The 25,595-nt window shown below is 39.0% G+C and carries 22 protein-coding genes; 13 read left to right on the top strand and 9 right to left on the bottom strand.

From position 1 onward, the window contains the following. The first annotated feature begins 7 nt into the window (after positions 1–7). Together agrC and agrA are read left to right on the top strand one after the other, a co-directional pair. Entirely contained in the window at positions 8–1,297 is a 1,290-nt protein-coding gene (gene agrC / locus ACSBRB_RS09160) for a quorum-sensing sensor histidine kinase AgrC (protein WP_435032536.1), read from the top strand. Positions 1,298–1,309: 12 nt separating this feature from the next. Continuing rightward, positions 1,310–2,026 (top strand): quorum-sensing response regulator AgrA, encoded by a 717-nt coding sequence (agrA, locus tag ACSBRB_RS09165; protein WP_435032537.1) that lies wholly within the window; start codon positions 1,310–1,312, stop codon positions 2,024–2,026. A 65-nt stretch (positions 2,027–2,091) separates the two neighbouring features. On the opposite strand, the gene ACSBRB_RS09170 is transcribed toward agrA, so the two are convergent. From ACSBRB_RS09170 to ACSBRB_RS09185, 4 genes are all read right to left on the bottom strand, one after another. Continuing rightward, positions 2,092–3,057, bottom strand: coding sequence for a carbohydrate kinase family protein (locus ACSBRB_RS09170; RefSeq protein ID WP_435032538.1), 966 nt, complete (start codon positions 3,055–3,057; stop codon positions 2,092–2,094). A 5-nt stretch (positions 3,058–3,062) separates the two neighbouring features. After that, on the bottom strand, positions 3,063–4,538 hold the full coding sequence (locus ACSBRB_RS09175) for a sucrose-6-phosphate hydrolase (RefSeq protein ID WP_435032539.1): 1,476 nt from the start codon (positions 4,536–4,538) through the stop codon (positions 3,063–3,065). Positions 4,539–4,610: 72 nt separating this feature from the next. Further along, positions 4,611–5,579, bottom strand: a complete 969-nt coding sequence (locus ACSBRB_RS09180; protein WP_435032540.1) for a LacI family DNA-binding transcriptional regulator — start codon at positions 5,577–5,579, stop codon at positions 4,611–4,613. Between the two features lie 195 nt (positions 5,580–5,774). Next, a complete protein-coding gene (locus ACSBRB_RS09185; RefSeq protein ID WP_435032541.1) occupies positions 5,775–6,416 on the bottom strand; it encodes a redox-sensing transcriptional repressor Rex in 642 nt (213 codons plus the stop codon). 138 nt (positions 6,417–6,554) lie between these two features. On the opposite strand from ACSBRB_RS09185, the gene abc-f reads away from it, so the two are divergent. Both abc-f and ACSBRB_RS09195 read left to right on the top strand, forming a co-directional pair. Further along, a complete protein-coding gene (gene abc-f / locus ACSBRB_RS09190; protein ID WP_435032542.1) occupies positions 6,555–8,483 on the top strand; it encodes a ribosomal protection-like ABC-F family protein in 1,929 nt (642 codons plus the stop codon). Between the two features lie 466 nt (positions 8,484–8,949). After that, positions 8,950–10,572: a MutS-related protein gene (locus tag ACSBRB_RS09195; protein ID WP_435032543.1), complete on the top strand. Its 1,623-nt coding sequence runs from the start codon at positions 8,950–8,952 to the stop codon at positions 10,570–10,572. 82 nt (positions 10,573–10,654) lie between these two features. Here the strand turns inward: ACSBRB_RS09195 and ACSBRB_RS09200 are convergent, their stop codons facing one another. The 5 genes from ACSBRB_RS09200 to tsaE all read right to left on the bottom strand — a co-directional run bounded on the left by ACSBRB_RS09200 (position 10,655) and on the right by tsaE (position 13,737). Next, positions 10,655–11,077 carry a VOC family protein gene (locus ACSBRB_RS09200; protein WP_435032544.1) on the bottom strand — a complete coding sequence of 141 codons (423 nt, stop codon included), beginning with the start codon at positions 11,075–11,077 and terminating at the stop codon, positions 10,655–10,657. A gap of 103 nt (positions 11,078–11,180) precedes the next feature. Further along, on the bottom strand, positions 11,181–12,203 hold the full coding sequence (gene tsaD, locus ACSBRB_RS09205) for a tRNA (adenosine(37)-N6)-threonylcarbamoyltransferase complex transferase subunit TsaD (protein WP_435032545.1): 1,023 nt from the start codon (positions 12,201–12,203) through the stop codon (positions 11,181–11,183). Beyond that, positions 12,196–12,660 carry a ribosomal protein S18-alanine N-acetyltransferase gene (gene rimI / locus ACSBRB_RS09210; RefSeq protein WP_435032546.1) on the bottom strand — a complete coding sequence of 155 codons (465 nt, stop codon included), beginning with the start codon at positions 12,658–12,660 and terminating at the stop codon, positions 12,196–12,198. Before rimI ends, tsaD begins: the two co-directional genes overlap by 8 nt. Continuing rightward, the gene (tsaB, locus tag ACSBRB_RS09215; protein WP_435032547.1) at positions 12,633–13,295 is read right to left on the bottom strand and encodes a tRNA (adenosine(37)-N6)-threonylcarbamoyltransferase complex dimerization subunit type 1 TsaB; all 663 of its coding nucleotides are present in this window, start codon (positions 13,293–13,295) and stop codon (positions 12,633–12,635) included. The genes rimI and tsaB overlap by 28 nt, the downstream gene beginning before the upstream one ends. Beyond that, on the bottom strand, positions 13,276–13,737 hold the full coding sequence (gene tsaE / locus ACSBRB_RS09220; protein ID WP_435032548.1) for a tRNA (adenosine(37)-N6)-threonylcarbamoyltransferase complex ATPase subunit type 1 TsaE: 462 nt from the start codon (positions 13,735–13,737) through the stop codon (positions 13,276–13,278). Before tsaE ends, tsaB begins: the two co-directional genes overlap by 20 nt. Before the next feature lie 576 nt (positions 13,738–14,313). Between tsaE and ilvD the strand changes: the two genes are divergently transcribed. From ilvD to ilvA, 9 genes are all read left to right on the top strand, one after another. After that, positions 14,314–15,999, top strand: coding sequence for a dihydroxy-acid dehydratase (gene ilvD / locus ACSBRB_RS09225; protein WP_435032549.1), 1,686 nt, complete (start codon positions 14,314–14,316; stop codon positions 15,997–15,999). Positions 16,000–16,113: 114 nt separating this feature from the next. Beyond that, positions 16,114–17,784 carry a biosynthetic-type acetolactate synthase large subunit gene (gene ilvB / locus ACSBRB_RS09230; protein WP_435032561.1) on the top strand — a complete coding sequence of 557 codons (1,671 nt, stop codon included), beginning with the start codon at positions 16,114–16,116 and terminating at the stop codon, positions 17,782–17,784. Further along, positions 17,781–18,254 carry an acetolactate synthase small subunit gene (gene ilvN, locus ACSBRB_RS09235; protein WP_435032550.1) on the top strand — a complete coding sequence of 158 codons (474 nt, stop codon included), beginning with the start codon at positions 17,781–17,783 and terminating at the stop codon, positions 18,252–18,254. Before ilvB ends, ilvN begins: the two co-directional genes overlap by 4 nt. A 45-nt stretch (positions 18,255–18,299) precedes the next feature. Then, positions 18,300–19,304, top strand: coding sequence for a ketol-acid reductoisomerase (ilvC, locus tag ACSBRB_RS09240; RefSeq protein WP_435032551.1), 1,005 nt, complete (start codon positions 18,300–18,302; stop codon positions 19,302–19,304). 24 nt (positions 19,305–19,328) lie between these two features. After that, positions 19,329–20,864: a 2-isopropylmalate synthase gene (locus ACSBRB_RS09245; protein WP_435032552.1), complete on the top strand. Its 1,536-nt coding sequence runs from the start codon at positions 19,329–19,331 to the stop codon at positions 20,862–20,864. A 1-nt stretch (position 20,865) separates the two neighbouring features. Continuing rightward, complete coding sequence (gene leuB, locus ACSBRB_RS09250; protein WP_435032553.1) at positions 20,866–21,906, top strand: 3-isopropylmalate dehydrogenase; 1,041 nt, start codon at positions 20,866–20,868, stop codon at positions 21,904–21,906. 15 nt (positions 21,907–21,921) lie between these two features. Continuing rightward, positions 21,922–23,292 (top strand): 3-isopropylmalate dehydratase large subunit, encoded by a 1,371-nt coding sequence (gene leuC, locus ACSBRB_RS09255; RefSeq protein ID WP_435032555.1) that lies wholly within the window; start codon positions 21,922–21,924, stop codon positions 23,290–23,292. Then, positions 23,293–23,868 carry a 3-isopropylmalate dehydratase small subunit gene (gene leuD / locus ACSBRB_RS09260; RefSeq protein ID WP_435032556.1) on the top strand — a complete coding sequence of 192 codons (576 nt, stop codon included), beginning with the start codon at positions 23,293–23,295 and terminating at the stop codon, positions 23,866–23,868. Positions 23,869–23,874: 6 nt separating this feature from the next. Next, complete coding sequence (ilvA, locus tag ACSBRB_RS09265) at positions 23,875–25,143, top strand: threonine ammonia-lyase IlvA (protein ID WP_435032557.1); 1,269 nt, start codon at positions 23,875–23,877, stop codon at positions 25,141–25,143. The last annotated feature ends 452 nt before the right edge of the window (positions 25,144–25,595 follow it).

Consider the following 25,595-nt stretch of genomic DNA (forward strand, 5'->3'; position numbering starts at 1 on the left):
GTAAAAATTGGAGATATTTTCTACTTTTTTAACGTTATTCGTACAATTTGTAATCATATTTGTATTAATGAAAATATTAAATAACTTTCATTATACTGTAAGGGATTATCTTTCCATGCTTGGGATTTTAATCCCTTCTGGTATTTTATATATCTTTATTGAGGAATATACAATTTTTTTCTTGATAGTTGCAGTAGGTATATTTGCATACCATAAAAACAAATGGATGGGTATCACTTCGCTAATCATCGCGCTGGTAATCTCGTATATTACGAATTTAATCGCGACTTCAATAAATATTATAATTGCAAGATTTATATATACAGCACCAGTTGTAGATCTGATGTATTTAGTATTATTTATTTTAACTAGTGTTATTATTGCGTATACCCTAACCTATTTTATTAAGCAACTTTCAGGTTCTTATTTATCTTTAAGTAAAAAGTACTTGATTTTCCTCAGTACTTTCTTACTCATTTCATTTATTGTATCTTATACATTTATGCCATCAACATTAGATACTAATAGATTCACAGAAGTTACTATTATCACAGTTGCTTTATTTATTTTCGTAGCTATTGCTATTATCAGTTTTTCTTTCATTTTGTTACGGCAAATTCAGTATAAAAACAATATGGAAGAAATCGAAAGTTACTACAAATATACGTTACAAATTGAAAACATTAATCATGAGATGCGCAAATTCCGTCACGACTATGTCAACATTCTAACGACGTTATCTGAATTTATTCGTGATGATGATATGCCCGGTTTACGCGAATATTTTAATAAAGAAATTATGCCTATTCAGGATAGTCTTCAGACAAAATCAATTAAAATAAATGGTATAGATAATTTGAAAGTTCGTGAGATCAAAGGCCTAGTTACAACTAAGATTTTACAAGCACAAGAGAAAAATATACGAATAAGTATTGAAGTGCCTGAGCACATCGATCATATCGACATGAACACTATTAGTCTAAGTCGCATCATTGGTATTATTATTGATAATGCGATTGAAGCTTCTGAAAAAGTTGAAGATGACCCTAATATCATCATCGCTTTCATCAAAGCAGAAGCCTCTATCTACTTTGTCGTTATGAATAAATGTGCACCTGATACACCTCAAGTCCACCACCTATTTAAAGAAGGCTATTCTACCAAAGGTGAAAATCGAGGATTAGGTCTCGCCACATTGAAAGAAATTACCGACACGACATCTAATGTTTTATTCGATACCGTTATCGATAATGGCTATTTCGTACAAAAAGTCGAAATATTAGATACTGATGCATAAGGACGTGATGAAGTGAAAATCTATATTTGTGAAGATGATCCAAAACAATTAGAAAATCTAAAGACCATCATCAGCAATTACATTATGATTGAAGAAAAAGAAATGGAAATCGAACTTGCGACAGATGATCCTGAAGCTATACTTGAACGTGCAAAGGATACAGATGAAATTGGTTGCTATTTCTTAGATATACAATTGAATGCTGAAATGAATGGGATGAAATTAGCTACAGAGTTAAGAAAAGCGGACCCTGTTGGCAATATTATCTTTGTCACAAGTCACTCCGAACTTACATACCTCACATTCATTTATAAAGTCGCTGCGATGGACTTCATTTTCAAAGATGATCCTGAGGAAATTAAAACACGTGTCATCGATTGTTTAAAAACAGCAGAAACACGTCTTAAATTGTTATCACAAGAAAGCAGTGTTGAAACGATTGAGCTTAAGCGCGGCAGCAATTCGCTCTATGTACAATATGATGACGTGATGTTTTTCGAATCATCTAGTAAATCACATCGTCTAATTGCGCACTTAGATAACCGTCAAATCGAGTTCTACGGTAGTTTGAAGGAATTAAGTAAAATCGATCAACGTTTCTTTAGATGTCATAATAGCTTCGTCATTAATCGTCATAATATAGAATCCATCGATTCTAAAACACGTACGGTCAACTTTAAAAATGGTGAATGTTGTTATGCTTCTGTACGCAATATCAAAAAAATTTAACACACTTAAAAAGCGTAGTCACTGGTATATCTCCCATCCGGTCACTACGCTTTATTTTTGCCCTACTATTGATCTAATGCTTGGTTAACTTCATCTAATGTTGGGATGCTTTCTATCGCACCGTGTTGTGTCGTCACTTTCGCCGCAACAAAGTTACTAAATTCAAGTATTTGCTGCCCTTGTGCTTTTAATATCTCAACTACATCGTGGGTATCCGTCGCTAATAAACGACTGATGACTGCACCAATAAACGCATCACCCGCACCTGTCGTATCTACAGGTGTCACTTTAAAACCTTCATGTGAAATCGTTGTGTCATCTTTCAAATAAATCGTTGCCCCTGCAGCACCTTTTGTATAGATTACCGCTTCTACATGACCTTGAAACAGCCACTGAATCGCTTCTCTCTCATCTTCTATGCCTGTAACAAAGCTTAATTCTTCATCAGAAATTTTAACGATATGCGCTTTCGGGATAAATTGTTGGATCGTTATTCTACAAGCATCTTCATCTTTCCATAATGGTAAGCGCACATTAGGATCGAACACGATTGTACCATCCGCCTGATGCATGCGTTCAATAATCGCTTCATGTGCAGCTTTCATTTTACTTTCTACCAAATCTACCGAACAAAAATGAAGGATATCTTCAGCTGTTAATTCGATATCATTGATATTAGAAGGATTATATAACATATCGGCTGAAGGTTTGCGGTAAAATGAAAAGTCGCGTTCTCCCTCTGCAGTTAAACTGACGAAGGCTAAGGCGGTATTTGCTTCTGCCGTACGTTCAACATATTGGGTATTTACACCAATCGACTGCAATGTCTCAACGATTAAATCGCCAAATGCGTCTTCTCCGAGCTGTGTCACTAATGCCGCTTCACCGCCTAATTTCTGGGTTGTTGACGCCACATTACAAGGTGCTCCGCCGACTCTGCGTGTAAATCCTTGTACATCTTTCAATTTAATATCTGTTTCATTTGGGATAAAATCTATCAAGGCTTCCCCTATTGCGAATAATCTTCTCATACGTCTCAACCTTTCAATTCGTATTTCGTAAACTTGAGATACGCTTGACCTGACTCAGTAGATGCTTTAATTCCAGTCGCCCCTTCTGGTGGGAAAATGCGTGACGTCAACACGCGTTCACCATCATTACAGAAAATCTCAATACTAGAAGTGTCGACAAATATTTGTAGCTGTGTAAGTGGCGTAATAAGTCGTGTTGTTCGACGCGTACCATCTACAGGTTGTGGTAACGGCCCACTTTCAGACCGATCTAACACGATTTCCTGTGTGCGTGTATGATATTCAATGACTGTCGTTGCTGTTTTAGAAGTGCGAAGTTCAAAATAAATCGCAGTCGCTTCATTATCCAACACATCGATTAACATCTCATATTGTTTACCTTCGTAAGGGTGTAATTGTCGCTGGAATTTATTCGCATACCCGAGTGCTGTCTCTTCATTTGTTCGTAAGTGTTGTAATGCTTTGAGAGGGCGTTGCTTCAAGATGCCATTATCTACTGAGAGTTCACGAGGTATCGTCAGACAATGTGCCCAACCCTCTTCATCAGTTGGATATTCGGTATCAGGTAGTCCCATCCATCCAATCAGTATACGTACGCCATCTTTACCTTCAAATGTTTGCGGCGCATAAAAGTCAAAACCAGCATCTAATTCTGTGAAATCGCCGTGTTGCATCACATGAAGATCTATATCGAATTGCCCCACAAGATACCCAGATTGATAAATATTTTTGAAACGTTCACCTTCAGCGTCGATTCCTTGAGGACAAAACATGATGATATCGTGATCATCTATTCTGAAATAATCCGGGCATTCCCACATATAACCAAACTGGCCTAAATTTGTTTCAACTTGCCCTTCAAACGTCCAATGTATCGCATCTTCACTGCGATATAATAACAAGCAACCTTCTTCTTGAACTGTCTGTGCACCTATCACTGCGTACAGTGCCCCATTATGACGAAATACTTTTGGGTCACGGAAATGTTGCGTGTAGCCTTCTGGTGGACCAGCAATGACTGGTTTCGGGAACTTATGTATCGAGCCATCGTTTTCCACCTTCGCTAACATTTGGCTCGCATGACGCTGCCACTCATCGTCTCGATGATTACCGGTATACATATAATAAATTTGATCTTCTAATAAGAATGCACTGCCACTATAAACGCCGTGACTATCATATTGAGTATCAGGTTTTAATATAGGTCCTTGTGGCGTAAAGTGTATCAAATCTTCACTTGTATAGTGGTACCAGTATTTCAATCCATGCACAGCTCCTAATGGAAACCATTGATGTGAAACGTGATACGTGCCATTGGCAAAAATTAAACCATTGGGATCATTTAATAAACCTGTTTCAGGCTGTATGTGAAATGTTTGTCGATAAGGTGATCGATTTACTGTAGATTTTAAGTCGATTAATGCTTCCGTTGAAACATCTTCGTAACGTTGATAACGTTCCTCTCTTGTCCATTCTTTCATGACACAACGTGCCTCCATTTATATCTTAAAATTAGTTTACCATGTGTATAATGTTGATGGTATCGGTTCCATCTATAGGCTTTCTTTCGCTAATGTTACATCTATTTCTATCCGTTCTTTGATGTCATGACCTTGTATACATTCTGCAAGTTGATGCATCGCCACTTCTCCAGCTTCTTTATAATGATAGTGGACAGTTTGAATTGCAGGTGATACGACCTCTGTCATCGGGTCACCGCCAAAGCCAATGATATGTGGTTGACGTGTTTGATGCGCATTTTGCATCGTATATTTATGGATGGCTAAAGCGATAGTGTCCGTCGCACCAATGATTGCTTCAGTCTCTTCGTGACTTTGATTTAACGTTGCTGACACATCATCTAATGCATCTTCATATTTGAATGACGTTTCGGTATACCGATAATCAATGTCATGTGTATTTAGTACATCCAACAATCCTTGCTTTCTGATTTGACCGGCAGCAACGTCTGTTTCGGGAACCCCAAAGAAATGAACTGAACGTGTGCCTTGATTGACGATGGCTTCACCGACGAGTCGCCCCGCTTTATAGTCATTATGCGTAATACAATACAAATTCTTATCTTCTTGACCTAACACGATGACGGATACATCAATCTCATCAATGACTTGAAGATGGGCTTGTGTGGGTTCTGTCGCCATGAAGATAATGCCATCTACTTTACTTCGATTAAACATTTCTAAGGCATCGAGTTCAAGCTGTGGATCAAGATTGGTATTGTTCAGTAATAGTTGATAACCCAGCTCGTCACATCTGGCTTTAACACCTTTAATCGTATCGTCGACAGCAAACGAGTTCATACGCGGTATAATGGCACCAATCATCTTCGTACGATTCGCTCTCAAACTTTGCGCAAATTGGTTAGGCTGATAATTATAAGTTGAAATAATGCGGTCCAACTTCGCTTTGGTCTGTTGGCTGATGGGACCATTATTCAAATAACGTGAAACCGTACTCTTTGAAACACCAGCTATTTTAGCAATGTCAGCGATTGTTTTCATTCCATTTCACTTCATCTTTCTTTGGGATACAACAATTAATGCTATTCTATCATATGTCGTGGCATGCGCCTATGTAAATTATGACAATCTCCACGCTTACCCTTGGTTTATTTAGAGTGGCTATAGCGTTTAAAAGTTTTCATTTTATGTTCCATAATAAAAAAGCTAGCTCCTAGTAAGAAGCTAGCTTAGTGTTTATTTATTTTGATAGTTGCGCATAAAGAATAATAATGATTGTAGCTCGATGCCTAAATCAATGTGATGTACATGTACTTCTTCAGGCGCTACAACTCTTGATGGTGTAAAGTTTAAGATCCCTTTCACGCCCGCTTCAACTAATTGATCGGTCACTGTTTGCGCAGCATTTTCCGGTGTAGTAAGCACCACGATATCAATATTGTCATCACGTAATGTTGCTGGCATATCACGCATATCTTTGACTTTGATATCACCCACTGTTTGACCGATGATATCTTCTCTAATATCAAATGCTTCAGTAATTGTTAATTCATCATGAATTGAAAAATTGTATGTGAGTAATGCTTTTCCCAAGTTACCGACACCCACGATAGCAATTTTAATTTCATCGTTATCACTAATTTCTTTTTTAAAAAAATGTAGTAAACTATCTATATTATAACCGTAGCCTTTTTTCCCTAATTCACCAAAATATGAAAAATCACGTCTAATCGTTGCTGAATCTATATTTAATCCTGCACTAATAGTTTTAGAATTCACACGTTCAATCCCTTTAGACTTCAACGTGTTTATAAATCGATAATAAAGCGGTAATCTCTTTAACGTAGCGCGAGGAATTTTTTCATTATGAGTTGTCACAACTCGTACCCCCAGACTAATATGCTTTTCTAAGATAATACTTCAATATTATAACTTATAAAACGATAAAAATAAACAAACCCATTTTATCGACTGTACGAATACTGTAAAATAATATTGGATGGAAAGGAGAACGCAATGATATTATTACAACTCAACAAAGTATCAAAATCGTTTGACGGCGAAACCATTTTTTCAGATGTTGATTTTGAAGTTAAAACAGGCGAACGTATCGGTATTGTCGGTCGTAATGGTGCTGGTAAATCCACCCTGATGAAACTGATTGCTGGCATCGATGAGTACGATGAAGGACACATCGCAAAACAAAAAGATTTAAGCATTGGTTATCTCACCCAACAGATGACACTAGATACGGCCAATACGGTATTTGAAGAAATGGCTAAACCGTTTGAACATGTCCAACATCTGGAACAACAAATGAATGACGAAACCGAATGGCTCTCAGCGCATGCAGATGAATATGACACCGATACATATCAGTCACACATTGAGCGTTATGAGCTTCTATCAAATCAATTTGAACAATTAGATGGATACCAATATGAAAGCAAGATCAAAACTGTGCTCCATGGATTAAACTTTACAGAAGAAGATTTTAATCGTTCGATCAATGATTTTAGTGGCGGTCAAAAAACGCGTTTATCCTTAGCACAAATGTTGTTGAGTGAACCTGATCTCTTGCTACTGGACGAACCAACCAACCACCTCGACATGGAAACAACGCAGTGGCTAGAAGGTTACCTCAATTATTTTAAAGGTGCGATCGTCATCATCAGTCACGACCGTTATTTCCTAGATAAAATCGTTAATCAAATCTATGATGTCGTGTTAGGTGGCGTTCAGCACTACAAAGGTAATTATGATCAATTTATTCAACAACGTGATCAATATTATGAAAAACGTATGCAGGAATATGAGAAACAACAAGAAGAAATTAAACAATTAGAAACGTATGTAGAAAAAAATATCGCGCGTGCATCAACCAGTGGAATGGCTAAGAGTCGCCGTAAAATGTTAGACAAAATCGAACGGATCGATAAACCGATGATTGATGCCCGAAGTGCTAATATTCAATTCGATTTCGATCGCAATACAGGAAACGACGTCTATCATATCCGTCAGCTTTCTATCGGCTATGACCAACAACCGATTACAAAACCGATTAATTTAGAAGTGACTAAGGGAGATCATATTGCAGTGATTGGACCTAACGGGATTGGTAAATCTACCTTCATTAAAACAATTGCTCAAAAAGAAACAGCGATTGACGGAGAAATTATCCCAGGTGCGAATTTGCGCGTAGGTTATTACGATCAAAAACAAGCAGAATTCACCTCTAATAAAACGATTCTTGATTTTGTTTGGGATCAATATCCAGATATGAATGAAAAAGATATACGTGCGGTGCTCGGTCGTTTCCTCTTTGTGCAAGATGAAGTTAAAAAAGTGATTACAGATTTATCTGGTGGCGAAAAAGCACGACTTCAACTCGCCCTACTTATGTTAGAGCGTAATAATGTACTCATTTTAGACGAACCGACGAACCATTTAGATATTGATTCGAAAGAAATGTTGGAACAAGCATTGTCAGATTTTGATGGCACATTAATCTTTGTTTCTCACGATCGTTACTTTATCAATCAACTCGCGAATAAAGTGTTTGAAATGGATGCTGAAGGTGGTGCGCTCTACCTCGGTGATTACCAATACTATATCGAGAAAAAAGAAGAACAAGCCGCTCTAACTGCTAAAGCCCAAGCATCTGAGGCTGAAAACGAAAAAAATCAACATACAGAAACGAATTATGCACAGCAGAAACAACAAAAACGAGAACAGCGCCAAATTGAACGCCAAATCGAACAGTGTGAACAAGAGATCTCAGAATATGAACAACGTATTGCTGAACTAGAAGAAGCGATGACCCAACCCGATGTGTTTAGTGATCCTGAAAAAGCCAATGAACTCGCGACTGAAAAAGTCAATACCGAACAGCAACTCGAACGCGTCATGAAGCAATGGGAAGAATTACAAGAATCATTATCATAATCACTTATTATTACATTTGAGAAAGTAACTTTTGCAGTTACTTTCTCTTTTTTTACGTCTGATTTTCAACAAAACTATGCACAGTGAAAAAAGGTTAATCACAGCTATCCACAGAGTTATCCCAATTATCCACAGGTAAAAGTACACCTTTTGCTGTAGTTAATATTCAGATATCCCACACTATCCACACGGTTAACCACTACTTATCCACAAGTTGTGCACGAAATGTTAATAAGTACGCACGTTCCCTATTAACATATACACATGAACCCCTTTATCACTAACTTTGTAAAAATATATGATTTCACACAATCGTGGATTTGTTGTGAAAAATCATAATCCTTGTCCCACAAACGAAGCAATAGTCATTTGCTTTCAATATACAAATTCACTATACTTTAATTGAATTTATTTATATTGTTCTTTTTATTAATCATTAAAGATTACATCATGAAAGGGTTATTTTATGAATCAAGTATTATTTGTTATCCTCATCGTTATCGGGATTACGCTCATACTGAATATTGTGTTTACAATTATGAAAAATCACCGCATGACTACACAAATTAAATCATTGTGGGATCGACAACTCCCCCTCGAAAATTACATTCGAGCGAATCACTGGTACGACAATCAATACCAGACGTATAAACATCGTTATAACGAAGATGAACTTATCGATGACAAAACTTGGTCTGACTTAAATCTCGATACGGTCTTCCAATATATGAATTTTAACTTTACAGCTATCGGCGAAATGCGACTTTATGCGACACTTCGCAAGATGCATACCGTCGAACCTCAACATTTAATCGCAACCTTCAAAGAACATCGTGGTTTTAGAGAAAATGTGTCCCTTATTTTAGCTAAACTAGGAAAAGCCATTTATCCTATATTTCCAGATCAACTCACAGTACGTTCTAGCAATCCTCTATTTTTGATTGCTACTTATATTCCTTTTGTCGGCGCATTCATTGCGATTTTTGCGCATCAAGTTGGATTAATCATCGTCATCGTTAGTATTCTATTTAATATCATACTTTCGATGGTACTACGTCGGACATACATTGATGATTTAAATTCATTATTTTATACATCTAATGTGATTATCAGCGCTAAAAAGCTCAGTGATTTAGAAGGTGCGCCAGATATTAATGTAAACTTTAATCACTTTATTTTCGCACGGTACTTTAGTCATTTACTCGGTCGTATCTCTTCCAATGATGAAGCAGGCGCCTTTAATATAGCCTTCAAAGCTATTTTTAATCTCGATTATCAACTGTTCCATTTAATTCAACACAGCATTAAAAATTATGAAGATGAAGTGATGGCTTGTTATGACTATGTCGCTGAAATCGATAATCACTACGCAGTAGCCTTGTGGCAAGAAACATTACCTACATATTGCCATCCAAAAGTTCATGAGCAAAAAGCAATTCAGTTTGAAGGTTTAACACATCCTTTAATTGAAGATGCAGTACCAAATGACTTAACGATTGATCAACATATTTTACTCACGGGCTCTAACGCTTCAGGAAAATCTACGTTTATGAAAGCTGTGGCGCTGAACCTGTTGTTAGCTCAAACGGTCTACACAGCTACAGCAACCTCATTTAACTATAAGCCTGGTGTCATCTATACTTCCATGGCAAATGCTGATGACGTGCTGACTGGCGATAGCTACTTTATGGCTGAGATTAAATCAATTAAACGTTTGTTCCACCTTTCCACTTCATTACCGGTTTATTGCTTTATCGATGAAATCTTTAAAGGAACAAATACGACTGAACGAATTGCTGCTTCTGAAGCTGTATTGAATTATTTAGATGCAAATCCATCTTATTTCGTACTCGCTGCCACACATGATATTGAACTCGCTTCATTGTTAGCGCAAAAATACGATAATTATCATTTCAACGAAACCATTTTAGATGATGAAATTCACTTTGATTACTTGATCAAACCAGGTAAAGCAGATACACGTAATGCAATCGAATTGTTACGGATTACAGATTTTCCAATGGCAATTTATGAAAACGCCAAAGCACTCGCTGAAGCACAAGATCAAGCTAATTCCTCATCAAATTAATTTGCTCCAAATAAAAATAGGACTGAGACAAAATCTCATCGTCTCAGTCCTATTTCTATATTTTATTTTTATCTCAATCACATTAATTTGCGTTAATCATCCATGTTACACCAAACGGATCGTTGAATAAACCGTATAACTTAGACCATGCTGTAGGGCCTAATGGGATAGCCGCTTCACAACCACTTTCGACTGCTTGGTTGAAAAAGTCTATCGCTTTTTTACGTTCTGTTTCATTTTCGTAATCAAAGGTAAAGGTCACGTTTGCTCCACTATTATCCGTGCGTTTATTTTTCATCGTATCACTACAGAAAAATGTTTGCCCCATTATTTCAAATGAAGCATGAAATGTGAAATCCTCGTCTACTTGATAAGCCTCAGGTAAATATTTGAACATATCACTATCGCCGCCGATACGTTGGATGTTGGTTGCACCTAAATATTTTTCATAAAAGTTTAATGCAGCTAAGCTTTTTTGAAAGTTAAAATACTGAATCGATTCCATATATGAACACCTTTTTTCTTTATAAGATATCCATACTATACCCACATTATTTTACTTTCAAAGATATTCAATCAATCAGGAAAAAATGTCTTAATGTCCTGAACTATTGATTGATCATTTCAATATCCATGCCACTATTACCGTTTAATGTCATGTCAGCTGTCACACCAGCTTGATATAGATAATAAGCAACCGCACCAATCATAGCGGCGTTATCCGTACAGAGTTTAGGGCTTGGAATGGATAAGGTAATACCCGCTTCTTCACATGCGTGATTCAATGCCTGACGCAAGCCTTTATTACTTGCAACACCACCCGCAACGATTAATTGATTCACGTCATAATCTTTACAAGCTTGTACGGCTTTACCGACCAGGACTTCTACGACACTGTTTTGAAAGCTTGTCGCTACATTCGCAGGTTCGATTTCTTCATTTTTCTGTCTTAAATTATGCAACTTATTGATGACAGCACTTTTCAAACCGCTGAAACTAAAGTCATAGCTTCCCTTTTCCAACCAAACGCGCGGAAAATCATACACGTCTTCACCTTCTGCAGCAAGTTGATCAACTCGCGGACCGCCTGGATAACTCAAGCCAATCGTTCTAGCCACTTTATCATAAGCTTCTCCGACTGCATCGTCACGTGTTTCTCCAATGACCTCAAAGTCTAAATGATCTTTCATATGAATCAACTCCGTATGACCACCTGAAACGATCAGTGCCATTAAAGGAAACGTAAGCGGACGTTCTAAATGATTCGCATAAATATGACCCGCAATATGATGAACAGGAATAAGCGGTTTATCATACGCATATGCGAGTGCTTTTGCTGCGTTAATCCCTACAAGTAAAGCACCAATGAGACCAGGCCCTTCTGTTACTGCCACAGCTGTGACTTCTTTCATCGTGATACCTGCTTTTTCTAGCGCAGCGTCAATCGTCGTCGTAATGCCTTCAACGTGATGACGACTAGCCACTTCTGGCACCACACCGCCAAAGCGTTTGTGACTCTCAATCTGGCTTAACACTTCATTTGATACGATTTCTGAACCGTTCTTAATCACGCTGACACTCGTTTCATCACAGCTTGATTCTATCGCTAAAATTAATACATCATTAGTCATTTAAATTCACCCACATCACGATTGCATCCTCACCTTCACCATAATAGTTCTTTCTCTTACCTCCATATTGGAAGCCTAAATTCGTATAAACACGTTGTGCAACAGTATTGTCTACTCGAACCTCTAAACTCATTAATTCACATTTCACTTTAGCATATTGCATAACATATTTTAATAATAATTGCCCTAAGCCGTTACCGCGAAAATCTTCTTTAATAGCGATCGTCGTAATCTGTGCTTGATCAATCACTATCCAGCAACCGACATAACCAATCACACGATTTCGATATTCTATCACAAAATAATGTGCGAAATGATTCTCTTTTACTTCGTGATAAAATGCATCAATGGTCCATGAACTGTCTTTAAAGCTTTGGCGTTCGATATCAAAAACTTGTGGCACATCATCTTTGCCCATTAACCGAATGTTTAATCCTTCTTCTGTTGGTTTAACCAATTGCGCTCAGCCTCTGCTAATTTAATATAGTTTGGTACAAATGTGGCAATATCTTCTGGTGTTTCTACATAGGGTTGCATCGCACTTGCATGCGGTAATTGCTCTATCATTTCAGCATCTAATTGCGCTGATAATTTTTCAACCTCGTAGCCCACGAACACATAGGGCTGTTGCATATCATGTAATGCGTTGAGAAGTGCTTCGATTGGCATATATTGATCTGGCATGACCGTCACGAGCTTTCCATCTTGATATTGATATACACCGGTATAGACCGCTTCTCTACGTGCATCAAAGACAGGTACTAATAAACGATTCTCATTTTCTACAGTAGCTGCTAAAGCTTTAAGAGAAGATACACCGTACAATTTCGTGTTGAGTGCATAGGCAAGCGTCTTCGCAACGGTAACCCCAATGCGTAGACCAGTATACGAACCAGGGCCTTTAGCAACTACAATGTCATCTATATCCGCTTTCTCTATCGTTGATGTTTCGATGACTTGCGCAATGGCAGGCATCAATTGCACGGAATGATTCTTTTTAATATTTGTGTGATGTTCTGCGAGCACTGTATTATCCGTCATCACCGCGACTGATAAAGGTTGGTTTGACGTATCAATCAGTAGATAATTCATGTAATAGAGACTCCTTTATCTGTTCATAATGTGTACCTTGTGCTTCCAACTTAATCTGACGTTTTGTTTCACTTTCTACCTGAATATGAATCACCATATACGTCGGAGGTAAATAATCTTCGATAAAACGACTCCATTCAATCACAGTCACTGCCTCATCGTTGAAGTACTCTTCAAAGCCTAAATCTTCATCACTATCTTCTAAGCGATAGCAATCCATGTGATGAAATTTGAGTGTGCTTCCGTTATACGATTTAATGATATTGAACGTCGGTGAATTGATATTGCGCTTTACACCTAAAGCTGCACCAATCTTTTGACTTAACGTTGTTTTCCCTGCACCTAAATCTCCTTCTAGTAGCAGGACATCGCCTGCGGACAGTTTAGACGCTAATAACGTACCAAATCGTTCCAAATCATCTAAGCCATTAATCTCAATCATTTATGCTCGCCTCCTCTACGCACATACGCCTTTTTATATTGAATGAAGCGCGTAAATCTATCTTTATTTGTTCCAAATTTCAACTTTACTTCATTTGTACATTCACGCTAACTTTTTGCGTTTAGCTTGTTCAAAACCTCTTTAATACTATTGTACAACACGAAGCAAGTCGATAACGTTTCTATTTTAACAGACTTTATTTAAAAAAACTGCTCACATCTCTGCAACAAGATCTCGGGCTAAGAATTAAAAATCATGTGAATTAAAAGAAAATTCTTAAATATTGTTGACATCATTTGTGAACTATAGTAAATTAACTTTATCGACTTTTCAGACAATTAACACAACAACCATTCACTAACAAAGGAGCGTAATTAAAATGTTTAACTTCATAACCTTCAACGACACACAAATTCATATTTTAGACATTTTAATTATGTCCATAGGGCTGGAGCATTAGTAAGTATTTTAAACTACTAACTGTTTAAGTCCTATTTCTAGTTGAATGGGACTTAATAAGCGTCCCAATTTCAAATTGGGCGCTTTTTTTATTTTCAATTTTATGGGGGAATTAAAATGAGAAGTGACATGATCAAAAAAGGAGACCACCAAGCACCGGCTAGAAGTCTTTTACACGCCACCGGTGCACTGAAAGATCCAACAGATATGAATAAGCCGTTCGTCGCGATTTGTAACTCTTATATCGATATTGTACCTGGGCATGTACATTTGAGAGAGTTAGCTGATATCGCAAAAGAGGCTATTCGAGAAGCAGGTGCCATCCCTTTCGAATTTAACACAATCGGCGTCGATGATGGTATCGCAATGGGGCACATTGGGATGCGTTATTCATTACCCTCTCGTGAAATCATTGCAGATGCAGCAGAAACAGTGATCAATGCACATTGGTTTGACGGTGTATTTTACATCCCAAACTGTGACAAAATCACTCCTGGCATGATCCTTGCTGCGATGAGAACCAATGTTCCAGCGGTCTTTTGTTCTGGTGGCCCGATGAAAGCAGGACTCTCCTCAGAAGGTAAAGCACTTACTTTATCCTCTATGTTTGAAGCAGTCGGTGCTTTTAAAGACGGTTCAATGACGAAAGAAGAATTTCTAGATATGGAACAAAACGCCTGCCCTACTTGTGGTTCATGCGCAGGGATGTTCACCGCTAATTCAATGAACTGCTTGATGGAAGTCTTAGGTCTCGCCTTACCTTATAACGGCACTGCACTTGCTGTCAGTGAAGAACGTCGCGAAATGATTCGAAAAGCTGCTTTTAGACTCGTGGATAATATTAAACGTGATATTAAACCTCGCGATATCGTTACGAGAGAAGCGATTGATGATGCGTTCGCCTTAGATATGGCGATGGGTGGTTCTACCAATACAGTACTACATACGTTAGCCATTGCGAGTGAAGCAGGCATTGATTACGACTTATCACGCATCAATGATATTGCAAAACGCACGCCTTATTTATCAAAAATTGCACCTAGTTCTTCTTATTCTATGCATGATGTTCATGAGGCAGGTGGCGTACCAGCAATCATTAATGAGTTGATGAAAAAAGATGTGCTCCATGCAGATCGAATCACTGTGACAGGCAAAACATTAAGAGAGAATAATGAAGGAAAAGAAATCAAGAACGATGTCGTCATTCGCCACTTAGATAACCCTTACGATAAAGAAGGTGGGCTTTCTATCCTATATGGTAACTTAGCTCCAAAAGGTGCCGTCATCAAAGTGGGTGGTGTTGACCCTTCTATTAAAATATTTAAAGGTAAAGCAATTTGTTTTAACTCACACGATGAAGCGGTCGAAGCGATCGACAATCACACTGTAAGAGAAGGACACGTAGTCGTCATCCGTTATGAAGGGCCTAAAGGGGGTCCAGGCATGCCAGAAATGTTGGCACCGACATCCTCGATCGTTGGTCGTGGATTAGGTAAAGATGTCGCACTTATTACAGATGGTCGTTTCTCAGGTGCCACAAGAGGTATTGCGGTAGGACATATTTCACCTGAAGCCGCTTCTGGTGGCCCAATCGGACTCATTCGAGACGGGGATGAAATCACTATTGATCTCGTTGATCGTCGTTTAGAAGTCGATGTCGATGATGCGACTTTAGATGAGAGACGTTCAACAGTAACCCCTTTTAAAGCTAAGGTGAAATCTGGTTATCTCGCACGTTATACAGCACTCGTCACAAGCGCAAATACAGGTGGGGTCATGCAAGTCCCTGATCACCTAATCTAAGGAGTGATTAACATGGTAAAACAAAAGACAGTAACAGAGCCTGACATGTCGGTATCTATCGAAGATGTAACCTATGTGGAGGCAGAAGCACTGGAAACTGAGACAGTTGCAGCGATGCGATCTGGTTCAGAACTCCTCGTAGAAGCCCTCATTAATGAAGATGTAGATTTTATTTTTGGTTATCCAGGCGGCGCAGTATTGCCGTTATACGACACATTTTACGATGGTAAAATCAAACACATTTTAGCGCGACATGAACAAGGTGCGACACATGCAGCTGAAGGTTACGCAAGAGTTTCTGGAAAACCAGGTGTAGTTGTTGTCACAAGTGGTCCAGGGGCTACGAATACAATTACAGGCATTGCCGATGCTTATAGTGATTCCCTCCCTCTCGTTGTCTTTACAGGACAAGTCGCAACACCCGGTATCGGTAAAGATGCATTCCAAGAAGCCGATTTACTATCGATGACAACACCGATCACAAAACATAATTATCAAGTTACCGATGTCAATGAGATACCTAAGATTGTACACGAAGCATTTCATATTGCGAACACAGGTCGTAAAGGGCCTGTAGTCATTGACTTTCCAAAAGATATGGGCGTCCTATCGACAAATGCTGACGTGACAAACGACTTAGATTTACCAGGATATGATGATGTTCAACTTCCCCATCAATCAGACGTCGATCAATTAAAACAATACTTAAACAAGTCACAAAAGCCAGTCGTACTCGCAGGTGCAGGTATCAATCATGCGAAGGCTAACACTCTGCTCAATGACTTTGTCACACAACAACAAATTCCAGTCGTGACGACATTGCTTGGTTTAGGTGCAATCCCTTATAATCATCCCCTTTTCTTAGGGATGGGCGGTATGCATGGCTCGTACGCGAGTAACATGGCACTCACTGAATGTGATTTACTCATTAACTTTGGCAGTCGTTTTGATGATCGTTTAGCTAGTAATCCTGACGAATTTGCGCCGAACGCTACGATTGTCCATGTCGATATTGATCCTTCTGAAATCAATAAAATCGTCAACACCGATTTAGGGATCGTGGCTAATTGTAAGGACGTGTTAGATGTATTAATGACAGCCGAAAATCATGCTGAGCAACGGGAAGATTGGGTTAAAACTTGTCATGCGAATAAAAATGCACAACCTTTCAGCTATGAAGCAGATGACACATTTAGCAAACCACAACGTGCGATTGAATACATCGGTGAATTAACACATAGCGATGCGATAGTGACGACAGATGTAGGTCAACATCAGATGTGGGTCGCACAATATTATCCATTTAAAACATATGGTCAACTCGTAACAAGTGGTGGTCTCGGTACGATGGGCTTCGGTATACCAGCAGCAATTGGCGCTAAGCTTGCCCATCCAGAAAAAACAGTCATTGCTTTCGTTGGTGATGGTGGTTTTCAAATGACCAATCAAGAAATGGCAATCTTAAATGAATATGACATTAATATCAAGATTGTGTTAGTCAATAACGGAACATTAGGCATGGTGAAGCAATGGCAAGATAAATTCTTTAACCAACGTTTTTCACATTCCGTATTCAATGATCAACCTGATTTCTTAAAACTTGCTGAGGCGTATGGAGTGAAAGGATACTTAATCGACCAACCAGATCAATTAGAAACAACGCTTCAAGCGGCATTTAAACATGATGGTGCTACCCTTATTGATATTCGTATCTCACCAGGAGAGCCCGTAACGCCAATGGTACCAAGCGGCAAAGCAAACCATGAAATGGAGGGCTTATTATGAGACGAACGTTTAAAACACGTGTAAGAGATAAAGCAGGTACATTAAATCGATTAACTAGTATCTTTGTGAGACGTCAATTCAATATCGTCAACATCACTGCCTCTCCCACAACGGAGGATGGCATCACTGAAATTACGTTTGTAGCAGAAATTCCTGACGAACATGTATTACGGAATCTCATTTTACAAGTGAAAAAACAAATCAATATTTTAACGATAGAAGATATTACGGATAATAATACGTATAACCGAGAATTATTACTACTCAAACTTCAGAATCCCGAAGATAGAGAGACATTTGAACAAGTACTATCACCTTATAAACATGCCGTTACGATTTTAAAAGAAGCGGACGGTCAACTTTATTTACAAGCAGTAGGTGCACAAAAATTATTAGATGCCTTACTCGATGTGCTAGCGCCCTACCAAATTAATGAATACTCACGTACAGGGTCTGCTGCAGTACATTAATTTTCAAAATATTAGTATTTTTAAATCATTTAGGAGGTCTTTATTATGACAACAGTTTATTACGATCAATCGGTAGAACAAGACGCATTACAAGGAAAACGTATCGCAATTGTGGGTTATGGATCACAAGGTCATGCGCACGCACAAAACTTAAAGGACAACGGCTATGACGTGGTTATCGGTATCCGCCCAGGTCGTTCATTTGATCAAGCAAAAGAAGATGGATTTGAAGTCTATCCTGTAGATGAAGCGGCTAAACAAGCCGACGTCATCATGGTTCTCTTACCCGACGAAATCCAAGGTAAAGTCTACAAAGAAGAAATCGAACCTCATTTAGAAGAAGGCAATGCACTTGCATTTGCACATGGATTTAACATTCATTTTGATGTCATCAAACCACCTCAAAATGTTGATGTATTCCTCGTAGCACCGAAAGGACCAGGCCATCTCGTTCGTCGTACATTTGTAGATGGCAGTGCAGTCCCTGCCCTCTTCGCGGTTGAACGAGACGCAAGTGGTAACGCTAGAAATGTGGCGCTCAGCTATGCAAAAGGCATCGGGGCTACACGTGCAGGTGTCATCGAAACTTCATTTAAAGAAGAAACTGAAACAGATTTATTTGGAGAACAAGCTGTATTATGTGGAGGCGTAACGAAATTAATCCAAAGTGGTTTTGAAACATTAGTCGAAGCAGGCTATCAACCCGAGTTAGCATACTTTGAGGTATTACATGAAATGAAACTCATCGTCGACTTAATGTACGAAGGTGGTATGGAAAACATGCGCTACTCTATTTCTAATACAGCTGAATTTGGTGATTATGTCTCAGGTCCACGTGTCATCACTCCAGAAGTAAAAGAAAACATGAAAGCTGTATTGACAGATATTCAAAACGGAAACTTCAGCAATCGCTTCATAAAAGATAACGAAAACAACTTTGAAACATTTTATCAAATGCGTGAGGAACAACATGGTCATCAAATCGAAGAAGTGGGTCGCAATTTAAGAGAAATGATGCCATTTATCAAATCGAAGCGCATTGAAAAATAATTAAATATATAGGGGATGTTTACAATGTCAAGCCATATTCAAATTTTTGATACCACGCTACGCGATGGAGAACAAACGCCAGGAGTCAGTTTCTCCTTTGACGAGCGACTTAAGATTGCTAAACAATTAGAAGCTTGGGGTGTGGACGTGATTGAAGCTGGTTTTCCCGCTTCAAGTACAGGTAGTTTCAACTCTGTTCAAGCCATATCTGATACATTAACTACAACTGCAGTGTGTGGGCTCGCACGTTGTCATAAGAAGGATATCGATGCGGTATATGAAGCGACTAAAAACGCACAAAAGCCACGTGTCCACGTCTTTATTGCGACGAGTCAAATTCACTTAGAATCTAAACTTAAAATGACGCAACAAGAAGTACTTGCATCTATTAAAGAACATGTCACATATGCGAAACAATATTTCGATGTCTTCCAATTTTCACCTGAAGATGCAACACGGACGGAACTCCCCTTCTTGATTGAAGCCATTCAAACAGCAGTCGATGCAGGTGCAACCATTATCAATATTCCAGATACTGTAGGATTTAGTTATCCGATAGAATATGGACGTATCTTTAAAGAAGTGATTGAAGCGGTTCAAACGGATCGAGACATCACTTATAGTGCACATTGCCATGATGATCTCGGTTTAGCCGTTGCGAATAGTATGGCAGCCATTGAAAACGGCGCAACACGTATTGAAGGTACATTAAACGGTATCGGAGAACGTGCTGGTAATACGGCGTTAGAAGAAGTCGCTTTAGGTTTATATGTGCGTCAAGATCACTATAAGAACACAACACAACTCCGTTTATCAGAAACCAAGCGTACTTCTGATTTAATCTCACGCTTTGCAGGTATTCGTGTACCAAAAAATAAAGCAATCGTCGGTCAAAATGCGTTTAGTCATGAATCTGGCATACATCAAGATGGTGTACTTAAAAACCCTGAAACATATGAAATTATGACACCACAACTTGTTGGTGTAGAACAGAACGAACTCCCGCTCGGTAAATTATCAGGTAAACATGCCTTCGCTGAAAAACTAAAAAGTTTAGGTTACGATATTTCGTCTGATGAACAAGTAGAACTATTTAAACAGTTCAAAGCAATTGCGGATAAGAAAAAATCTGTATCCGATCGCGATATACACGCGCTCATTCAAGGTACAGAGCACGAACAAAATGCGATGTACCGTGTTGAAACGCTACAGTTACAATTTGTTTCTGAAGGGCTACAGAGTGCTGTGGTCGTCATCAAAGATAACAACGGCACGGTCTATCAAGATTCAAGTATTGGTACGGGTTCAATTGTCGCAATATACAATGCCGTCGATCGTATTTTCAAACGAGATAGTGTGTTGTTAGATTATCGCATCGATTCAGTAACAGAAGGACGTGACGCTCAAGCTGAAGTCCGTGTGGAATTGAACATTGAAAACTACAACGTCACTGGTATAGGTATTGACCACGATATTCTACTTGCTTCATGTAAAGCCTATGTTGAAGCACATGCGAAATATTCAGCTGCTGTTCTTCACAGCGTGGAAGTTGGTGAATGAAATGACTTATCACATCGTCGCCCTTCCTGGTGATGGCATCGGCCCTGAAATATTAACAGGAGCCTTAGATGTTTTAGAAAAATTAAGCCAAACGTATCATTTTGACTATGAACTCTCGACACACGCATTTGGTGGTGCAGCTATCGATCAATTCGGAACGCCCCTTCCTGACGACACATTAGCCGCTTGTCAATCTGCAGATGCAATTTTGCTCGGTGCTGTAGGTGGACCGAAATGGTCACATGCAGAAGTAAGACCTGAAAAGGGCTTGTTAAAATTACGCAAGTCTCTTGGCCTGTTTGCAAATATCAGACCGACGATGGTCTCCCCTGGTACAAGCGCTTTGTCACCTTTGAAAAAAGAACACGTTGAAGGGACAGATTTCGTTATCGTACGAGAACTAACTGGTGGTATCTACTTTGGTGAACCTAAACAGTTAGAAGCACATCAAGCACTCGATTCTCTAACCTATACACGTGAAGAGATAGAACGGATTGCACATGTTGCTTTTCAACTTGCCCAAACTCGAAAATATCGTCTCACATCTGTAGATAAAGAAAATGTATTAGCCTCTAGTAAATTGTGGCGTAAAGTCATTGATGAGGTTAGTGAAAGCTACCCTGACGTCACTGTCGAACATTTACTTGTCGATGCATGCAGCATGCACTTAATCACACGACCTACACAATTTGACGTCATCGTAACTGAGAACTTATTTGGAGACATATTAAGTGATGAAGCATCTGTGATTCCAGGTTCACTAGGTTTGTCACCTTCAGCGAGCTTTAGTACAGAAGGGCCTCGTCTCTACGAACCGATTCATGGTTCAGCACCGAATATTGCAGGCAAAGATGTCGCAAACCCATTCGGTATGTTGCGTTCATTAGCGATGTGTTTAAGAGAAAGCTTTAATGAAAACCAAGCAGCTACAGCCCTAGAATCTATCATTGATACGTGTATTCAGTCAGGTCAAACTACGCAAGATCTTGGTGGAACTTATCATACATCTGAATTATTCCACATCATTCAATCACAACTATAAAGGAGGAGATGTCGAATGGGACAAACACTATTTGATAAAGTATGGAACAAACATGTATTAACTGGCAAATATGGTGACCCCCAATTATTATATATCGACCTTCATCTGATTCATGAAGTGACGTCTCCTCAAGCATTTGAAGGATTGAGAATCAACAACAGACCGTTACGTCGCCCTGACTTAACCTTTGCGACACTAGATCATAACGTGCCGACTGTCGATATTTTTAACATTAAAGATGAAATTGCTAATAAACAGATAACGACATTGCAACAAAACGCAAAAGATTTTGGCGTTCACTTATTTGATATGGGGACTGACGAGCAAGGTATCGTGCATATGGTCGGACCTGAAACAGGCTTAACTCAACCTGGAAAAACCATAGTATGTGGTGATTCACACACTGCGACACATGGTGCATTTGGTGCCATTGCTTTTGGTATTGGTACCAGCGAAGTTGAACATGTCTTTGCGACACAGACGTTATGGCAGACAAAACCTAAAAACTTGAACATCCATGTCACTGGGAAACTCCCTCAAGGTGTTTACGCTAAAGATATTATTTTATATCTAATTAATCAGTATGGTGTCGACTTCGGTACAGGTTATGCGCTGGAATTTTCAGGTGAAACGATTGAAAACATGTCGATGGATGCGCGTATGACAATCTGTAATATGGCGATTGAAGCAGGCGCAAAATATGGCATGATGGCCCCTGATGAAACGACATTTGAATATGTGAAAGGTCGTCCTTACGCTACTCAATTTGATGCAAAGATCGATGAATGGCGCACACTTTATACAGATGAAGATGCCGTCTTCGATAAAGTCATCGAATTAGATGTCACAGATCTCGAACCTCAAGTCACTTGGGGCACAAGTCCAGAAATGGGCGTCAGTATCAATACCCCATTCCCTGAAATTAAAGATGTAAATGACGAACGTGCATATCAATATATGGGCTTAGAGCCAGGTCAAAAAGCTGAAGATATTGATCTCGGTTATGTCTTTTTAGGATCTTGTACCAATGCTCGAATCTCAGATCTCATTGAAGCCAGTCACATTGTAAAAGGCCAACACGTGCATCCTAAGATTACAGCGATTGTTGTGCCAGGTTCACGCTCAGTGAAAAAAGATGCTGAGCAGCTCGGATTAGATCGCATTTTTAAAGAAGCTGGGTTTGAATGGAGAGAACCTGGGTGCTCAATGTGTTTAGGTATGAACCCTGACCAAGTCCCTGCTGGTGTTCACTGTGCCTCAACGAGCAATCGTAATTTCGAAGGAAGACAAGGTAAAGGCGCACGTACACATCTCGTATCTCCAGCAACAGCCGCTGCTGCAGCCATTAATGGTAAATTCGTTGATGTGAGAAAGGTGGTCGTGTAAATGGAAATCAAACCTATTACAACGTATACCGGTAAAGTGGTCCCCCTCTTTCACGATAATATTGATACCGATCAAATTATTCCGAAAGTGCATCTCAAGCGAATCTCAAAGACCGGTTTTGGGCCTTTCGCTTTTGATGAATGGCGTTACTTAGAAGATGGTAGTGAAAACCCTGATTTCAATCCAAATAAGCCTCAGTATCGCGATGCGAGTATCCTAATTACAGGTGATAATTTTGGCTGTGGTTCAAGCCGTGAACATGCAGCATGGGCGTTGAAGGATTACGGTTTTAACATTATTATTGCTGGCAGTTATAGTGATATTTTTTATATGAACTGCACGAAAAATGCGTTACTCCCTATCGTATTAGACGAAGCTGCGAGACATCACCTCTCACAATATGAACAGATTACAATCGATTTACCAGAACAAACCGTTTCCTCTAAAGATCAGGCATTTTCATTTGAAATTGATCCTACATGGAAGCATAAATTTGTGAATGGTTTAGATGACATTGCGATTACATTGCAATACGAAAAAGAAATTGAAGCATATGAAAAAAATATAAAGGTGTGAATGTATATGTCTGTAAAAACGACGGTTTCTGTACAAGATATCGAGGAAGCCTTTTTACGACTGAAAGATATCGTGAAAGAAACCCCACTTCAAAAGGATCATTACTTATCCCAAAAATATAACTGTAATGTTTATCTTAAACGTGAAGATTTGCAGTGGGTCCGCTCATTTAAATTACGTGGTGCCTACAATGCGATAGACGTTTTACCAGACCAAGATAAATTAAAAGGTGTCACTTGTGCGAGTGCAGGTAACCACGCACAAGGTGTTGCTTTTACAGCGAAACGATTGGATTTAAAGGCCGTTATTTTTATGCCGATTACAACACCTCTCCAAAAAATCAATCAAGTAAAATTTTTCGGTGATACAAATGTCGAAGTTATCCTTACCGGCGATACATTTGATGATTGCTTGAAAGAAGCACTCGCTTATACAGCCCAACATGATATGAATTTCATTGATCCGTTTAATAATGTATATACGATAGCGGGTCAAGGTACAATCGCAAAAGAAATCTTAGCACAAGCCGAGGAAGACCAAGTTGAATTTGATTACTTATTTTCCGCAATTGGTGGTGGCGGACTGATTTCAGGTATCGGTACCTATTTTGATGCGTACGCACCTCAGACGAAAATTATTGGAGTAGAACCCGCTGGCGCTAGTAGTATGTATCAATCCGTCGTCGTAAACCAAAAGATCGTGACACTTCCAGAAATTGATAAATTTGTAGATGGCGCTTCAGTCGCACGTGTTGGAGAATTGACCTTCGATATTGCGAAACGTGTAGTCAGCGATTACGTTCAAGTGGATGAAGGTGCGGTTTGTTCAACTATTCTTGATATGTATACAAAACAGGCCATTGTTGCTGAACCTGCTGGTGCTTTAAGTGTTGCTGCGTTAGAACATTATAAGGATCAAATCAGAGGGAAAAATGTGGTTTGTGTCATCAGTGGCGGTAATAACGATATTAACCGCATGAAAGAAATCGAAGAACGTTCTTTACTATACGAAGAAATGAAACACTATTTCATTTTAAACTTCTCACAACGACCAGGTGCATTAAGAGAGTTTGTAAATGATGTACTCGGTCCAAATGATGATATCACGAAATTCGAGTATTTGAAAAAATCATCTCAAAATACTGGTACAGTGATCATCGGTATTCAGTTAAATGACCATGATGATTTAGCGCAACTGAAAGCACGCGTTAATGAATTCGACCACAGTAATATTTATATTAATGAAAATAAAATGCTGTATTCATTGTTGATATAAAGGTAAAAAAGACTCAAAGTGTTGATGAAACTTTGAGTCTTTTTTTATCGATTTTTATACTTTCGTCACTTATTATTTTTTGAGCTTGTGGCTCTCGCGTACGTAAGTCGGCTACCATGGGCGCTAAGGAGCTTCCAGTACTTGAGACAAGCGCTCGCATCATTATTTCTCCTTGCTCACTTACCACTTGTAATCTCGCTGTGTCGAAATCTTAACTCGTATGCTTCAAACGCTTTCTCTGCGTACGGACCATTCTATCTTAGTGTCGCTTAAAATCTTTGACCTTCGGTCTTTTTCTTTTTCTCTTGTTTCTACCTTACGGTTTTGTCTCTTCTTAAAATTAGGCACAAAAAAAGAGACCTTTCGGTCTCTTGCTTGCCTGGCAACGTCCTACTCTCGCGGAACGTAAGTCCGACTACCATGGGCGCTAAGGAGCTTAACTTCTGTGTTCG

The organism is Staphylococcus auricularis (assembly GCF_051172115.1).
Lineage (GTDB): Bacteria > Bacillota > Bacilli > Staphylococcales > Staphylococcaceae > Staphylococcus > Staphylococcus auricularis_A.

Bases quoted from the DNA above. Each gene is read 5' to 3' on its own strand.
- ACSBRB_RS09200 (WP_435032544.1), bottom strand. From the start codon at position 11,077: ATGGAATCGATTCAGTATTTTAACTTTCAAAAAAGCTTAGCTGCATTA.
- ilvN (WP_435032550.1), top strand. From the start codon at position 17,781: ATGAGACGAACGTTTAAAACACGTGTAAGAGATAAAGCAGGTACATTA.
- ACSBRB_RS09175 (WP_435032539.1), bottom strand. From the start codon at position 4,538: ATGAAAGAATGGACAAGAGAGGAACGTTATCAACGTTACGAAGATGTT.
- leuD (WP_435032556.1), top strand. From the start codon at position 23,293: ATGGAAATCAAACCTATTACAACGTATACCGGTAAAGTGGTCCCCCTC.
- ilvC (WP_435032551.1), top strand. From the start codon at position 18,300: ATGACAACAGTTTATTACGATCAATCGGTAGAACAAGACGCATTACAA.
- ilvD (WP_435032549.1), top strand. From the start codon at position 14,314: ATGAGAAGTGACATGATCAAAAAAGGAGACCACCAAGCACCGGCTAGA.
- leuB (WP_435032553.1), top strand. From the start codon at position 20,866: ATGACTTATCACATCGTCGCCCTTCCTGGTGATGGCATCGGCCCTGAA.
- tsaD (WP_435032545.1), bottom strand. From the start codon at position 12,203: ATGACTAATGATGTATTAATTTTAGCGATAGAATCAAGCTGTGATGAA.
- tsaE (WP_435032548.1), bottom strand. From the start codon at position 13,737: ATGATTGAGATTAATGGCTTAGATGATTTGGAACGATTTGGTACGTTA.
- leuC (WP_435032555.1), top strand. From the start codon at position 21,922: ATGGGACAAACACTATTTGATAAAGTATGGAACAAACATGTATTAACT.
- ACSBRB_RS09195 (WP_435032543.1), top strand. From the start codon at position 8,950: ATGAATCAAGTATTATTTGTTATCCTCATCGTTATCGGGATTACGCTC.
- ACSBRB_RS09180 (WP_435032540.1), bottom strand. From the start codon at position 5,579: ATGAAAACAATCGCTGACATTGCTAAAATAGCTGGTGTTTCAAAGAGT.
- tsaB (WP_435032547.1), bottom strand. From the start codon at position 13,295: ATGAATTATCTACTGATTGATACGTCAAACCAACCTTTATCAGTCGCG.
- ilvB (WP_435032561.1), top strand. From the start codon at position 16,114: ATGCGATCTGGTTCAGAACTCCTCGTAGAAGCCCTCATTAATGAAGAT.
- ilvA (WP_435032557.1), top strand. From the start codon at position 23,875: ATGTCTGTAAAAACGACGGTTTCTGTACAAGATATCGAGGAAGCCTTT.
- abc-f (WP_435032542.1), top strand. From the start codon at position 6,555: ATGATATTATTACAACTCAACAAAGTATCAAAATCGTTTGACGGCGAA.
- ACSBRB_RS09170 (WP_435032538.1), bottom strand. From the start codon at position 3,057: ATGAGAAGATTATTCGCAATAGGGGAAGCCTTGATAGATTTTATCCCA.
- ACSBRB_RS09245 (WP_435032552.1), top strand. From the start codon at position 19,329: ATGTCAAGCCATATTCAAATTTTTGATACCACGCTACGCGATGGAGAA.